Source organism: Aquamicrobium sp. YD-1-mutant5, assembly GCF_059509755.1.
This window is the reverse complement of the sequence record NZ_JCAKKP010000007.1, coordinates 1-12,623: the sequence shown is the minus strand read 5'-3', so window position 1 is coordinate 12,623 and position 12,623 is coordinate 1. Positions and strand designations below refer to the sequence as shown.

The window sequence follows — 12,623 nt, the reverse complement described above, 5'->3', positions numbered from 1 at the left end:
GGTGGTTAATCGGGGGACTTTCAGCTTTTGCCGAACACCCGCCTGAAGATCGTGTCGACATGCTTGGTGTGATAACCGAGGTCGAACTTCTCGCGGATTTCGGCTTCGGAAAGGGCGGCTGTGACTTCCGCGTCGGCCAGCAGTTCCTCAAGGAAATCCTTGCCCTGCTCCCACACCTTCATGGCGTTGCGCTGCACGAGACGGTAGGAATCCTCGCGCGATACCCCCGCCTGCGTCAGCGCCAGCAGCACACGCTGCGAATGTACCAGACCGCGGAAGCGGTTGAGGTTGCGCTCCATGTTCTCCGGATAGACCAGCAGCTTGTCGATCACGCTGGTGAGGCGCGCCAGCGCGAAGTCGAGCGTCACGGTCGCATCGGGGCCGATCATACGCTCCACCGAGGAGTGCGAGATGTCGCGCTCATGCCAGAGCGCCACGTTCTCCATGGCCGGGAAGGCGTAGGAGCGCACCATGCGGGCGAGGCCGGTGAGGTTCTCGGTCAGAACCGGATTGCGCTTGTGCGGCATGGCCGACGAGCCCTTCTGGCCCGGCGAGAAATATTCCTCCGCCTCCAGAACCTCGGTGCGCTGGAGGTGGCGGATTTCGATGGCTACGCGCTCGATCGACGAAGCGATGACGCCAAGCGTGGCAAAGAACATGGCGTGGCGGTCGCGCGGGATGACCTGCGTGGACACGGGCTCCGGCTTCAGGCCGAGCTTCTTGGCCACATGCTCTTCCACATAGGGATCGATGTTGGCGAAGGTGCCGACCGCGCCGGAAATGGCGCAGGTGGCGATGTCCTCGCGCGCATGCACCAGCCGCTCGCGGCAGCGGCTGAACTCGGCATAGGCCTCGGCCAGCTTGACGCCGAAGGTGGTCGGCTCTGCATGGATGCCATGGCTGCGGCCGATGGTGACGGTGTCCTTGTGCTCGAAGGCGCGGCGCTTCAGAGCTTCCAGCAGGGCGTCGATGTCGGCCAGCAGCAGGTCGGAGGCGCGGGTGAGCTGCACGGCGAGGCAGGTGTCGAGAACGTCCGAAGAGGTCATGCCCTGGTGGATGAAGCGCGAATCCGGGCCGACGAACTCGGCCAGATGGGTGAGAAAGGCGATGACGTCATGCTTGGTGACGCGCTCGATCTCGTCGATGCGCTCGACATCGAAGGTGGCGCTGCCGCCCTTTTCCCAGATCGTTTTCGCTGCTTCCTTCGGGATGACGCCAAGCTCGGCCAGTGCGTCGCAGGCATGGGCCTCGATCTCGAACCAGATGCGGAAGCGGGTCTCGGGAGACCAGATGGCGACCATTTCCGGCCGGGAATAACGGGGGATCATCAGCAGGCCCTTAACTCTAGAGGGAAGTCGTCCGCCTCCTAACAGAGTGAGCGCCTTTGCTCAACGCGGGATGACAAATGCCGCTGACGAAAAGGCCGGACAGATGCCTGGCCTTCCCGTAAAAATCGATCTGCAGGATCCTCAGTACTTCCCGGTGACTGCCATCCAGCGATGGTCGGGACCCTCAAAGCCAACCTTCTGAACGGCAATCAGCACGGCATAGTGGCTGACGCTGCCCTCGCTGGCGAAGGTCTGGATCGCGCCGATCGAATATCCGGTCGGGCAGCCACGGCTTTGCGGTATCGACTTATCGTCATGCACGAGCTGGTTCTTGCCGCCATCGGTGGCGTCGATGCGCATGAGGCGGAAGCCCTGTGCCTCGCCCATGCCGTGGCACTGTTCCAGCTCGCCGAAGGGGATGGTTTCCAGACGAAATTCCAGCGGCTTGTCGATAGCCGGGAAGACAGGGCGCGGATTGACCGCCATGCGCGACGGATCGGCCGAAAGTTCGGTGACGGCGTTCTGGCCGGCCGTGTAGCCGCGATTGGCCGCAAGCTCGGCCTGTTTGACGATGGCCTCGCCCTGTTCGCGCGCCTTGTCGCGGGCGGCCTGAAGTGTCGCGCTCTCGTCATCGATGCGCACACGCACGGGCGAGCCCTTCACATAGCTGTCGGTTGCCGTGTCGATGTAGTAGCGGTTGGCGTAAGGGAAGCCGGAGCCGTCCTGCACCCCATATTCCTCGAAGGCGAAGACATTTCCATTCTGGCTGAAGCCGAGAATGTTCAGCTCTGCCGTGTCACCAGAATGGGCGGCGGTGGCAAAGACACCGGCAAGGATCAGAGCGGACGAAAATGAGGCAAATCGCAAGGCAGGCTCCTGTGGAATGAAAGCACGGTCATCAGCCGTGCTTTCGCCGGAAAATCAGGCTTTATAATGGGAGAAATGGGTGCTGCGAACGTGGCAGGATCATTTTTCAGGGATCGGAAACGATGATTTTCGTGGCCCCGTCTTCGTTGCGTTCGATGCGGATTTTCCCGTTGTCGGGTATGGGGGGCGCGCTGATGACCGTCGGCTTGTGACTGTCCAGATTGGTGTCGAAGAGAAGTTTCTCGCCTCTCATGGTCTTTTGCCGCTCAAGCTGATCGAAATAGAGGGCAGACATGCGGCTCTCCCAACAATGGCTAGGATCAGGATAGAGACGCTGCCTCCGTGCGTCCAGCCATCATGGGCATGTGATGCTCAGCTGGCCGACCACACCGGAAACGGATCGCCTTCCACCCGCATCGCGGCATGTACTCCACGCGCGATGGCCCGCGCCATGGTGGCGCCGGCGACGGCGCCGAGTTCGATGGCCTGTTCGGGCGATACCGTGATGCCGCTGCGCCCCGTTGCCAGTGCGAAGACCAGATCGCCGTCGAACGGCGTGTGGCTCGGCCATATCGCGCGGGTAAATCCGTCATGGGCAGCGATGGCCAGCCGCTTCGCGGCGGCTTTGGTGAGGACCGCATCCGTGGCGATGATGGCGATCGTGGTCGCTGTGCCCTGCGGTTTTTCGCTGAATTTCAGGCGGATTTCGCGGGCATCGTCCGGCATCGGTGAGGGCAGGCCGAGCCCGCCGAACTCGTCGCTGATCTCGAAGGGGGCGGCCCAGAAGTGGCGGCTGCGTCCCACCGTCACCGACCCCAGCGGGTTGACCGCCACCAGTGCGCCGACGGTGATGCCATTGTCGAGAACCGTCGAGGCCGAGCCCAGCCCGCCCTTCAGGCCGGCCGTCATCGCGCCGGTGCCGGCTCCCTGCGTGCCGATGGCGAAATCCGGGGCGGCGAGGCGGGCCGCTTCATATCCGAGTTCGCGATAGGGCGGATAGCGGCCCCAGTTCTTGTCGCCGCCATTGGTGAGGTCGAACAGGATGGCGGCCGGCACGATCGGCACGACCTGATCCTGTACGGCAAAGCCGACGCCCTGTTCGCGCAGAAAGGCCTGCGTTCCGGAGGCGGCATCGAGCCCGAAGGCGGAACCACCAGCCAGCACCACGGCATTGACGGCCTCGACCGTGTTGTGCGGCTCAAGCAGATCGGTTTCGCGGGTGCCGGGCGCGCCGCCCAGAACCTGCACCGCCGCCACGGCCGGCTCGTCGCACAGTACGGCTGTGACGCCGGACCTGATGCGCAGGTCAGCGGCATTGCCGACGCGAAGTCCTGCGACATCGGTTATGAGGTTGCGCGCACCCGTGCGGAACATCAGGGAACCTCCTGTTCAGCGAAACGCTGCCCGTCGAAACGGAACAGGCGATAGGGGCTTTGGGTCAGGTCGCCTTTTTCATCGAAACGGATCTGGCCGATGGCTGTCGAAAACGCCTGTTGCGACAGAGCGTCCGCCAGAGGTTGGCCGCTTGCGGCGGCCTGCTCGGCAATCTGCACCGCCGCATAGGCCGGCAGGGCATAGCCCTCGGCAAGCTCGCCGGCGGCATTGAACGCTTCAATCACCTGCGGCTCCGCCACTTCCGACCATTCCGGCAGGCCGATCATCAGCGTCCCGGTTGCGAGCGGGACGTCTGCGACGGCGGCGCGCAGCGCTTCGCCTCCGGCGAAAGTGATGCCGGCATCCAGCCCGGCGGCATCGCGCGCCATGATCGCGACGTCCTCGGCTTCGCCGCCGACGAACACATGCGTGGCGCCGGCGCGGCGAAGCCGTCCGACCAGAGCGATCTGATTGTCGAGGCCGGGCCGGAACGTGTCCGTGAAAACCGGCTTGAGGGCGGCCTGTTCAGCCTGCGCGCGCAGCGTTTCCGCCAGTTCACGGCCGTAGATCGTGCCATCGTCGACAATGGCGAAATGCTGATCCTTCCACAGCCTGGTCAGGATCGAGGCGACCGCGTTGCGCTCCCCGTCGCCGCGAGGCCCGAGGCGGAACACCGGCCAGCCGCTGCGGGCGCGCTGGTCGGTCAGGCTGTCGGCGCGCACGCCGATGGCGATGATGGGGATGCCCGCTTCCTTCAGGATTGGCGCTGCCGCCTCGATGGATTCGATGCAGAGAAACCCGATGGCCACCTTCACGCCGGCCTGCACCAGCGTTCTGGCGGCGCTTGCACCGCCCCCGGCCGTGCAGGCATCGTCGGCGATGGTAAGGCTGGCCTGTTTGCCGGCCCCAAGCGTAGCGCCGGTCAATATCTGCTTTCCAAGCAGTTCCGAAGGACCGGAAAGCGGAGCGACAATCCCTGCTGCAGGCTGCTCCGCATGGGCGCCGCCGGTGAGCATGAGGCCGGTCAAGGCTGCTGCAAAGGCCTGTGCAATGCGCATTGGTGCCGAAATATATCCCTGAAGGGTCCGTGCGTGTTCGCTTTGCTGTAGAGGTTGCAGACTTCTTAAGCAACATGGCACAGGGTAAGGAACGAAACAGCCCGTCTCGCCCGCCGGCCTTGCTTGTGGCCTGTGAGCGATCGCCTTATATAACCGTCTGTCGCAAACTGGATTTCCGCTGGTGCTGAAGAAGAACGATATCGGACCACAGGCTTATCGCGATGCGATGGCCCAATTTGCCGGACACGTCCATATCGTTACCACCGATGGTCCGGCCGGGCTCCGAGGTGCCACGGTAACCGCGACCTGTTCGGTATCCGACACGCCGCCGATCGTTCTGGTGTGCCTGAACCGGGAAAATCCCAAGAACGAAATCTATCTGGCCAACGGCAACTTCGCGCTCAATACTCTGGGCGAGCAGCACCGTGCGCTTGCGGCCTCCATCTCCGGCCAGACCGGCATCGCCGATATGGCCGAGCGTTTCAGGGCAGGGAAGTGGGACCGGATCGCAACGGGAGCACCGACGCTTGAGGATGCCGTGGCTGTGTTCGACTGTGAACTCATCGATACCAAGGATGTCGCCACACATCGTGTCCTGTTCGGGCGTGTGGTTGGCTTGCGGATAGGTGAGGCCCAGCGGCCGCTGATCTATCACGATCGCCGGTACGACGTTCTGTAGTGCGCCTCACATCCGGATCCGCACTGTAACGGCTTGATTCAAGGGGAGAAGCAAGGCGTGGGAGTGCCCGAAAACATTGAGGAAATTAACGATCCGCTTCGCGTCGCGGAGGAATGGCTGAAGCAGGGGCGGCAAGTTGCGCTTGCCACTGTCATCGAGACATGGGGCTCGGCGCCGCGTCCATCCGGCAGCCATCTGGTCGTTGATGCAGACGGCAATTTTCAGGGCTCCGTTTCGGGAGGCTGCGTCGAGGGGGCGGTTGTCTCCGAGGCGCTTGACGTGATTGCCGCTGGCAGCCCAAAGCTGCTTGAGTTCGGTGTTACCGATGAGACGGCATGGCAGGTCGGGCTGTCCTGTGGTGGACGCATCCGGGTGCATGTCCGAAAGATCGGGGCTCCGGAACAAGGCAATCTGGAAACGCTGAACGCTGCCCGCCTCTCACGCAGGGCGGTGCTTGTTGCGACCGATCTGGCTGATGGCACAAACAGCCTGCTGCGGCAGGGCGATGCCGTTGACGCGGCGATGAGCGATGCTGTCGAACAGGCGCACCGTACCGGAAGATCCCGCAGCGTCGAGGTTGACGGCAAAACCCTGTTTCTCAATGCCTATGTGCCGCAGCCGCGACTGGTTGTCGTCGGTGCCGTGCATATCACGCAGGCTCTGGTGCCCATGGCGCGTCTTGCCGGCTATCCGGTCGAGATCGTCGACCCGCGAAGCGCGTTCGCAACGCCCGAGCGCTTTCCGAACGTGCCATTGCATGCGCGCTGGCCACAGGAAGTATTGCGGGCGGAGGTCCCGCTGGACAGTTACACGGCCCTTGCCGCGGTCACGCATGATCCGAAGATCGATGATGTTGCGGTTCGCCTCGCGCTGGAAGCCGGTTGCTTCTACGTTGGCGCGCTCGGAAGCCGCAAGACGCACGCCGCCCGTGTCGCCCGGCTTGCTGCTGCGGGCCTGAGCGCGGAAAGCGTGGCGCGTGTGAGTTCTCCGATCGGCCTGAACATCGCGGCGGCCAATCCGGCCGAGATAGCGGTCGCCATACTGGCCGAAGTCATCCAGTCGTTCCGCCTGCGTGGGTTGCAGGCGCGGGACGACGCGGCATGAGGCGCGTTTTCGTTCCGCTGCTGTCGCTGCTGCTGCTCGCCGCCTTTCCGGCCAGCGCCCGATCAGCAACGCTGAAACCCTACAAGGATGACCTGTTCGCCTATCCCGCTCTTTTGTCGGGAAAGCCCGGCGATCCCTATTTGGTCGTCGATTATCAGGAAATGCGCGACATCAACGGGCGCGACCAGATTCCCGAGCGCAGGGTGAAGGGCGCCTATGTATCGACCGGCGTGCGCAAGGTTCAGAAGGATCTGGCGCTGAAGACGGAGGTGGGCACCATCCGCCATTTCGCCGTGGGGCGCACCGAGGGTGCCAGCGTCATCGTGCTTTATCTGCACGGGCAGGGCGGAAGCCGCCGTCAGGGCGTCGACGATTTTACCTTCGGCGGCAATTTCAATCGCATCAAGAACCTGATGGCGCAAAATGGCGGGCTTTACCTGTCGCCTGATTTTTCTGACTTCGGCGACAAGGGCGCCGCCGAGATCGCGGCCCTGATCGGCCACTACCGGGCGCGCTCGCCGGGCGCCAGGATATTCGTCGCCTGCGGCTCCATGGGCGGTGCGTTGTGCTGGAAACTGGCATCTGGCAAGGGTGAGGGGGCTGAGGTGGACGGGCTGCTGCTGCTGGGCTCACTGTGGGACGACGGTTTCCTGTCCAGCCCCGCCTTTCAGCGGCGTGTTCCGGTCTTCTTCGGGCAGGGTAGCCGGGATCCGGTGTTCCCGGTGGAAAAACAGGAAGCCTTCTTCCGCGCTATTCTGGCAAAGTCGAAAACCTATCCTGCGCGCTTCGTGCGTTTCGAGACGGGCACGCACGGAACCCCGATCCGCATGACGGACTGGCGCGAAACGCTCAACTGGATGCTGTCCGAAGCCAGATGATCCGTCGGTTCACGGTGCCGAATTGTAGTCGAGAACAGTTTCGGGATTGATCTGGCCGTCATAAGACGCATCGACATCATACTGGACGAGCGCAAACCTGCCATTGCGGAACAGCCATGTCGCCGTTGAAGAAGCATCCCCAACGCCGCGCCATTTTGCGTGCGAAACGATCATGTGACTGGTTTCATCGTAATCGGCATTCACCAGCTCATCGGTAACAGTGTATCCGATGACGTTCACGGCCTCCAGTTCGCCTTCGGGATCGTTGTTGGCGTAGTGAATGTCGAGATCCGGCTCGGAGAACTGTAGCTGGCGCACGCCGCCGTCCTCGTCGGATATGAAGAAGGCGAATGTCTCGTTGTAGGCGCCGCGCATGCACAGGAAACGGAACAGCCGCGCTTGCCTTTCCGCATCGTCGGTTTTGGTGCTGTAGCGGATGGTATAGGCGGACGGCTCCTGCGCCTCATCGCCCGAGGTGAGGGCGGCATCGCAACGATCGCCATAGTTTGCTGCGAAAACGACCCTGGCCTTCTCAAGCAGCGTGTCGCGCTCGGGAACCATCTGGCCATCCTCGCAACTTGAAGGAAGCGCCTTGTCGAAATCCGATGTACTGGGCTCCAGCGCTCCCTTTTCGATATGCAGCGGCCTGAAGGGCGGCTCCTGCGTCTGGGCGCTGAGCTGGCGCAGCGTGTAGCAGCCGGCGAAAACCTTGTGGCTGCCATCCTCCTGCTCAGCGCGGATCGCCACAGGCAGGGTGTAATAAATGCTGCCGGCAGCACCTTCCTCCAGAACACCGCCGGTTTCGACATCGACCGAAACCGTGCCTTCATAGCCCCCGGCAAAGCTCTCGAAATCGGCCGCGGGCTTGGTTTCGCCGAAATAGTCCCATGCGCGCGCATATTCGTGGCGATTGATGGCGCTGTAGAGCGAACGGATCAATGCAGCGGGATCGGAACGATCATCGATATAGGGGGCATCCGTCTGCGCTGCGGCCTGTGATGAAACGGCCGGTATCATCACGCACCCGCTGAAAAGCGCCACAAAGGTCCGCGCCAACATTTCTTTCATGAGGCTGTCTCCTGCCTGTACAGGTCGCCGGAATGCTTCCGGTTCTGACGAATCACGAATCTCCGTCCGGAATTTCGCGAAAACAAGGCAACTGACCGTCTCATGAAGCGCCGGAACGGCTGCCGCAAAAACAAGCGAGGTGCCTCAGGACAAGCTTATGGGACGAGCCAGCGATTCGCCATGCAGCGGCGCGGCGGCCCATGGTCAGCGCAGTGACATTTCGCGGGCGATTCGGGGGAAGTCAGCCGGTTTGATGCCTATATCGGCGCGGTCGGCATTGCTCATAGCGTTGAGCAGGGCGAGCGCCGTGCGGTAGCGCACTTCTTCCTGAGGGCGGGGGCGCGCGAAAAGTTCGGTGACAAAACCCATGACAGGGCTCCTGCATTGTCCTCCCGCTTGGCTTTCAATATACCTTGTTTGTGACAATTGTGCGGTGCAGCATTCGCATGGCAGATATGCAGGGGCACAAATTAAAGTTCTTCCCACATAAGGCATCCATTTTTAACCGGCGGGCAATAGAATCCGCCTCCGTGAGAAACGGGGGGAGGCTGCCATAGCCAGCAGCACCAAAATGGATTTTGCGTCTTTGCTGGACGATCTCTTTGCGCCCCCTCGCGAGGAGGAGCCGGCAGCGCCGTTGCCGTCCATACCATTCGATTATCTGGCTGTGGTGGAAGAATTGCATTCGGGACGAATCAAAGTTTCGGATGAGGCTCTGGCTGCCCGGTATCTGGAAAGCGAAGCCGACACCGGCCTTGATTTTTCCGCTCTCCTTGATCAGGCGCGGGCCGCACTTGCGGGCGAAGCGCCATCCCAGCGCGAAGAACTGCCCTCCATCGATCCGGATCGCATCGCGGCCGAGCTTGGCCTTGGCGAACCCGCGGTTAACCTGCGCGAGGTGCGCCGCCGGTTCGCTCTGTCGAATCATCCGGATCGAATGCCGCCGCATCTGCGCCATCGCGCCATGATCCGCATGCAGATCGCCAACATGCTGATCGATGAAGCGGGCCTGAAGAAGAAAAGACGCTGAGCCCGTATCGCGTTGCCGTCCTTGCATCGGCCGCTTACATTGCTTCTGCCGAAGGTGGCTTTTCGCTGCCCGGGGAAAAGGGCAGGCCGACATGATGAAAATCCAGAAAGTGCCGGTGGACGACATTTACGTCCCGGCTGCGCGTCGCAAGACGCTGCATCCTGAAACGGTTCGCCATCTGGCCGAAGACATTCTCGAGAACGGCATGAAGACGCCTGTTCAGGTCCGCCATGACGGCAAGCGGTACATTCTGGTGGAAGGCTTGCACCGGCTGGAAGCCGCCAAATGGCTGGGCGAGGCTGCCATCGACGCTTATCTTGTGCAGGCCAGAAAGCACTAAGCCGACGAAGCAGCAGCTCCCCGGCACTGCAAAATTTCACGCATTTGCCATAGCTTAGTCGCCTTGGTGCCATTGGCGCGTCAAGATTGGGTTCCTATCTATGACCCATCGGCGGGGGCCGAATAAAGAGGCACGATATGAGCGCGACACAGAGCAGGCTTGATGAGTTGCTGGACGACCCAATGGTCCAGCTTGTCATGCAACGCGACCGGGTAAACCCGAAAGGCCTGCGCTGGATGCTGGAGCGTGCGCGTGCCCGTATCGAAGATCCTTCGCTGCCGCCGGCCTATATGGTGGCGCGTGATTGCTGCGAGCAGAACATCGGCTGCTGAAAACCTTTCCGCCGCCCTTCAGCCGGCACACCGGGTGAAGGGCGGCGGAAAGGCAGGAAAGAATCGGGTGACTTTTCGCGTTCGCCCGCAAAAGTTAAAAATTTGATTCAAACTTTGTTGGTAATTCATCCTTCATAATTGTCTGCGAGTTCCGGAGTGGCTCCAGTCTGCCGGCCGGCCGATGTGTTTTGCGTACAGGTCCCGGATGCGTTCTTCAGCTTACCTTGCTTTTCTCGTTCTCGGTCTTGGTGTCTCCGGCTGCTCGTCGAGCGTCGGCATAGAGGACATTGTTCCGCGTCCGTCGCAGGAGACCACCAGCTCGATAGCGCGGCCGCTGACACCCTCGGCCAGGGTTGGAAATGCTGCTCAGATCGCAGATACGTCTGCGCAAAACAACAACTCCGATGCGCTGGCAGCGCTGGTCGAAAGCGAGAGCCAGTCGGATTCCGGCTTCGCCATGCCGTCTCTTGAGACGGCTGCGCTGGTGCCGACGCCCCGGCCGGCGACAAAGTCGCAAAAAGCCATCGATGCGGTCATTCATCCCCAGCAGTTCCGCGATGCCAAGCCGATCAATTTCGGCAAGGTCGCCCCGCGCCATTATGCGGTGCACGGCGTCGATGTCTCGCGCTGGCAGGGCGAGATCAACTGGCCCAAGCTGCGCAGCCAGGGCGCCAATTTCGCCTTCATCAAGGCCACCGACGGCGGCGATCATCTTGATCCGATGTTCATGAAGAACTGGAACGGCGCGGCTGCGGCCGGCATCCGGCGCGGTGCCTATCACTTCTTCTACTGGTGCCGCCCGGCCAGCCAGCAGGCGGACTGGTTCATCCGCAACGTGCCGAAGGTTGCAGGCGCGCTGCCGCCGGTTATCGACGTGGAATGGAACGGTGAATCGCGCTGCCGCAAGCGCCCGTCTCCGGCACAGGTGCGCGAGAAGATGCAGGTCTTCATGGACCGGCTGGAGCGCCATTATGGCCAGCGTCCGATCATCTATACCGCCCCCGACTTCTACGCCGACAACCTGAAGGACGCGTTCCGGGACTATCCGTTCTGGCTGCGTGCCGTCGCCCAGCACCCCTCCAAGGTCTATCCCGGCCGCAAATGGGTGTTCTGGCAGTATTCGGGGTCCGGCCTGTCGCACGGGGTCAAGGGCAACATCGATCTCAACGTGTTCAACGGCACCGAGGCGCAATGGCGCAACTGGGTGAGCGGGCGGCAGCTTGTGGCGGACGCGAACTGAACCATTCCGGGCGGCGGCGCCGGTCAGTTGACGATGCGGCTGCGGCGCATGTTTTCCCGCGAAAGAATATCGGCAGCCGGATGGCTGGCGATCGGCACGCCAATGTCCGCAGATACGTCGCCGGCGGCGATCAGCGCGTGATAACGCGCACAGCAGACGCGCAGGAATGACGTGAAATTGCCAAGGTCGTGATCGGCATCCATGGCTTCGTGCCACAGGCGGGTGATGAGTTGCGCGACGCTCATGCCGTCGCGCAGCCCGATCTCGGTCAGCGTGTCCCAGAAATGGTTCTCGATGCGGATTGAGGTGGCCACTCCATCGATGCGCAGGCTGTGGGTACGGCTTTGCCACTGGCTGGCATCAGCTTTGATGAAAAGCTCACACATCGCGGACCACCTCCTCAAGAGCCGCAAGGACACGCGCGCACTGGCTACAGGATGGCGAGAAACTGCTTCAGCCACGCCGGATGTGCCGGCCATGCCGGTGCGGTTACCAGATTGCCATCGGTTACCGCTTCTGTCACCGCAATATCGGCGAAGGTGCCGCCTGAAGCCGTGACCTCATAGGCGCAGGCCGGATAGGCCGAGCAGGTGCGCCCCTTGAGCACGCCTGCCGCCGCCAGAAGCTGTGCGCCGTGACAGATCGCGGCCACCGGCTTGCCGGCATCGAAGAAGTGCCGGACCATGTCGAGCACCTCGTTGTTCATCCGCAGATATTCAGGCGCGCGACCGCCCGGAACGACCAGCGCGTCATATGCGGTGGCGTCGGTCTCGCTGAAGGTGGCGTTGAGTGCGAAATTATGACCGGGTTTTTCCGAATAGGTCTGGTCGCCCTCGAAATCATGGATCGCGGTCCTGACCGCATCGCCTGCCTTCTTGCCGGGGCACACGGCATCCACCTGATGTCCCGTCGCCAGCAAGGTCTGGAACGGGACCATGGTTTCATAGTCCTCGGTGAAATCACCGGTAATCATCAGAATTCTGGCCATCATCTATCCTCCTCTGCCGATGGAGCAGGCAGGATAGGCGCGGTGCAGCGGGAGCGGGTGTTACCCGCATACTACGCGGTGGCCATTGCCGGGCCCGTCCGGCGAATCGAACCTGACGTCCGGGTGCAGGTGCTGCGCTTTTTTCCATCTCCAATGACAAAACGGCCCGCCTGAAAGACGGGCCGTTTCCATCATTTTAAAGCGTGTCGTGTTTAATAGGCCTCATATCCTGCGGCTTTGAAGAAGTTTCGGCATTGTGTTGGATCGAAGAGGCCACAGATGTCGCCGAGTGCATGGCATAGGGTGTCGAAGGTTCTGGCCGCGCACTTGCGCAGCA

At 62.1% G+C, this 12,623-nt stretch carries 16 protein-coding genes; 7 read left to right on the top strand and 9 right to left on the bottom strand.

Translation table 11 applies throughout. The features are described from left to right. Positions 1-20 precede the first annotated feature (20 nt). From purB to AC5XE7_RS11965, 5 genes are all read right to left on the bottom strand, one after another. On the bottom strand, positions 21-1,328 hold the full coding sequence (gene purB, locus AC5XE7_RS11985; RefSeq protein ID WP_495366205.1) for an adenylosuccinate lyase: 1,308 nt from the start codon (positions 1,326-1,328) through the stop codon (positions 21-23). 141 nt (positions 1,329-1,469) lie between these two features. Next, positions 1,470-2,195, bottom strand: coding sequence for a DUF2259 domain-containing protein (locus AC5XE7_RS11980; RefSeq protein ID WP_495366204.1), 726 nt, complete (start codon positions 2,193-2,195; stop codon positions 1,470-1,472). A 106-nt stretch (positions 2,196-2,301) separates the two neighbouring features. Next, entirely contained in the window at positions 2,302-2,490 is a 189-nt protein-coding gene (locus AC5XE7_RS11975; protein ID WP_495366203.1) for a hypothetical protein, read from the bottom strand. Positions 2,491-2,567: 77 nt separating this feature from the next. Further along, positions 2,568-3,569, bottom strand: a complete 1,002-nt coding sequence (locus AC5XE7_RS11970; protein ID WP_495366202.1) for a P1 family peptidase — start codon at positions 3,567-3,569, stop codon at positions 2,568-2,570. Then, complete coding sequence (locus tag AC5XE7_RS11965; protein ID WP_495366201.1) at positions 3,569-4,627, bottom strand: branched-chain amino acid ABC transporter substrate-binding protein; 1,059 nt, start codon at positions 4,625-4,627, stop codon at positions 3,569-3,571. Before AC5XE7_RS11965 ends, AC5XE7_RS11970 begins: the two co-directional genes overlap by 1 nt. A 181-nt stretch (positions 4,628-4,808) precedes the next feature. On the opposite strand from AC5XE7_RS11965, the gene AC5XE7_RS11960 reads away from it, so the two are divergent. From AC5XE7_RS11960 to AC5XE7_RS11950, 3 genes are read left to right on the top strand one after another with little or no spacing between them, the layout of a single operon-like run. After that, positions 4,809-5,306, top strand: coding sequence for a flavin reductase (locus tag AC5XE7_RS11960; protein ID WP_183829171.1), 498 nt, complete (start codon positions 4,809-4,811; stop codon positions 5,304-5,306). 57 nt (positions 5,307-5,363) lie between these two features. Next, positions 5,364-6,410 (top strand): XdhC family protein, encoded by a 1,047-nt coding sequence (locus tag AC5XE7_RS11955; RefSeq protein ID WP_495366200.1) that lies wholly within the window; start codon positions 5,364-5,366, stop codon positions 6,408-6,410. Continuing rightward, on the top strand, positions 6,407-7,288 hold the full coding sequence (locus tag AC5XE7_RS11950) for an alpha/beta hydrolase (RefSeq protein WP_495366199.1): 882 nt from the start codon (positions 6,407-6,409) through the stop codon (positions 7,286-7,288). The genes AC5XE7_RS11955 and AC5XE7_RS11950 overlap by 4 nt, the downstream gene beginning before the upstream one ends. A gap of 9 nt (positions 7,289-7,297) precedes the next feature. Here AC5XE7_RS11950 and AC5XE7_RS11945 read toward each other — a convergent pair whose 3' ends face one another. Together AC5XE7_RS11945 and AC5XE7_RS11940 are read right to left on the bottom strand one after the other, a co-directional pair. Further along, the gene (locus tag AC5XE7_RS11945) at positions 7,298-8,356 is read right to left on the bottom strand and encodes a DUF1176 domain-containing protein (RefSeq protein WP_495366198.1); all 1,059 of its coding nucleotides are present in this window, start codon (positions 8,354-8,356) and stop codon (positions 7,298-7,300) included. Positions 8,357-8,560: 204 nt separating this feature from the next. After that, positions 8,561-8,725 (bottom strand): hypothetical protein, encoded by a 165-nt coding sequence (locus AC5XE7_RS11940; RefSeq protein WP_183829173.1) that lies wholly within the window; start codon positions 8,723-8,725, stop codon positions 8,561-8,563. Positions 8,726-8,927: 202 nt separating this feature from the next. On the opposite strand from AC5XE7_RS11940, the gene AC5XE7_RS11935 reads away from it, so the two are divergent. From AC5XE7_RS11935 to AC5XE7_RS11920, 4 genes are all read left to right on the top strand, one after another. Next, positions 8,928-9,386 carry a hypothetical protein gene (locus AC5XE7_RS11935; protein WP_495366197.1) on the top strand — a complete coding sequence of 153 codons (459 nt, stop codon included), beginning with the start codon at positions 8,928-8,930 and terminating at the stop codon, positions 9,384-9,386. A 91-nt stretch (positions 9,387-9,477) separates the two neighbouring features. Beyond that, positions 9,478-9,726, top strand: coding sequence for a ParB N-terminal domain-containing protein (locus AC5XE7_RS11930; RefSeq protein ID WP_495366196.1), 249 nt, complete (start codon positions 9,478-9,480; stop codon positions 9,724-9,726). Between the two features lie 137 nt (positions 9,727-9,863). Continuing rightward, a complete protein-coding gene (locus tag AC5XE7_RS11925; protein WP_280200306.1) occupies positions 9,864-10,058 on the top strand; it encodes a hypothetical protein in 195 nt (64 codons plus the stop codon). Positions 10,059-10,263: 205 nt separating this feature from the next. Then, positions 10,264-11,298: a glycoside hydrolase family 25 protein gene (locus tag AC5XE7_RS11920; RefSeq protein WP_495366195.1), complete on the top strand. Its 1,035-nt coding sequence runs from the start codon at positions 10,264-10,266 to the stop codon at positions 11,296-11,298. 23 nt (positions 11,299-11,321) lie between these two features. On the opposite strand, the gene AC5XE7_RS11915 is transcribed toward AC5XE7_RS11920, so the two are convergent. Both AC5XE7_RS11915 and AC5XE7_RS11910 read right to left on the bottom strand, forming a co-directional pair. Further along, the gene (locus AC5XE7_RS11915) at positions 11,322-11,684 is read right to left on the bottom strand and encodes a ribbon-helix-helix domain-containing protein (protein ID WP_183829189.1); all 363 of its coding nucleotides are present in this window, start codon (positions 11,682-11,684) and stop codon (positions 11,322-11,324) included. 44 nt (positions 11,685-11,728) lie between these two features. Then, positions 11,729-12,289, bottom strand: coding sequence for a DJ-1/PfpI family protein (locus AC5XE7_RS11910; protein WP_495366194.1), 561 nt, complete (start codon positions 12,287-12,289; stop codon positions 11,729-11,731). Positions 12,290-12,623: the final 334 nt, after the last annotated feature.

Bases quoted from the DNA above. Each gene is read 5' to 3' on its own strand.
- AC5XE7_RS11910 (WP_495366194.1), bottom strand. From the start codon at position 12,289: ATGATGGCCAGAATTCTGATGATTACCGGTGATTTCACCGAGGACTAT.
- AC5XE7_RS11925 (WP_280200306.1), top strand. From the start codon at position 9,864: ATGAGCGCGACACAGAGCAGGCTTGATGAGTTGCTGGACGACCCAATG.
- AC5XE7_RS11965 (WP_495366201.1), bottom strand. From the start codon at position 4,627: ATGCGCATTGCACAGGCCTTTGCAGCAGCCTTGACCGGCCTCATGCTC.
- AC5XE7_RS11930 (WP_495366196.1), top strand. From the start codon at position 9,478: ATGATGAAAATCCAGAAAGTGCCGGTGGACGACATTTACGTCCCGGCT.
- AC5XE7_RS11915 (WP_183829189.1), bottom strand. From the start codon at position 11,684: ATGTGTGAGCTTTTCATCAAAGCTGATGCCAGCCAGTGGCAAAGCCGT.
- AC5XE7_RS11920 (WP_495366195.1), top strand. From the start codon at position 10,264: ATGCGTTCTTCAGCTTACCTTGCTTTTCTCGTTCTCGGTCTTGGTGTC.
- AC5XE7_RS11970 (WP_495366202.1), bottom strand. From the start codon at position 3,569: ATGTTCCGCACGGGTGCGCGCAACCTCATAACCGATGTCGCAGGACTT.
- AC5XE7_RS11975 (WP_495366203.1), bottom strand. From the start codon at position 2,490: ATGTCTGCCCTCTATTTCGATCAGCTTGAGCGGCAAAAGACCATGAGA.
- purB (WP_495366205.1), bottom strand. From the start codon at position 1,328: ATGATCCCCCGTTATTCCCGGCCGGAAATGGTCGCCATCTGGTCTCCC.
- AC5XE7_RS11945 (WP_495366198.1), bottom strand. From the start codon at position 8,356: ATGAAAGAAATGTTGGCGCGGACCTTTGTGGCGCTTTTCAGCGGGTGC.
- AC5XE7_RS11940 (WP_183829173.1), bottom strand. From the start codon at position 8,725: ATGGGTTTTGTCACCGAACTTTTCGCGCGCCCCCGCCCTCAGGAAGAA.
- AC5XE7_RS11935 (WP_495366197.1), top strand. From the start codon at position 8,928: ATGGATTTTGCGTCTTTGCTGGACGATCTCTTTGCGCCCCCTCGCGAG.
- AC5XE7_RS11950 (WP_495366199.1), top strand. From the start codon at position 6,407: ATGAGGCGCGTTTTCGTTCCGCTGCTGTCGCTGCTGCTGCTCGCCGCC.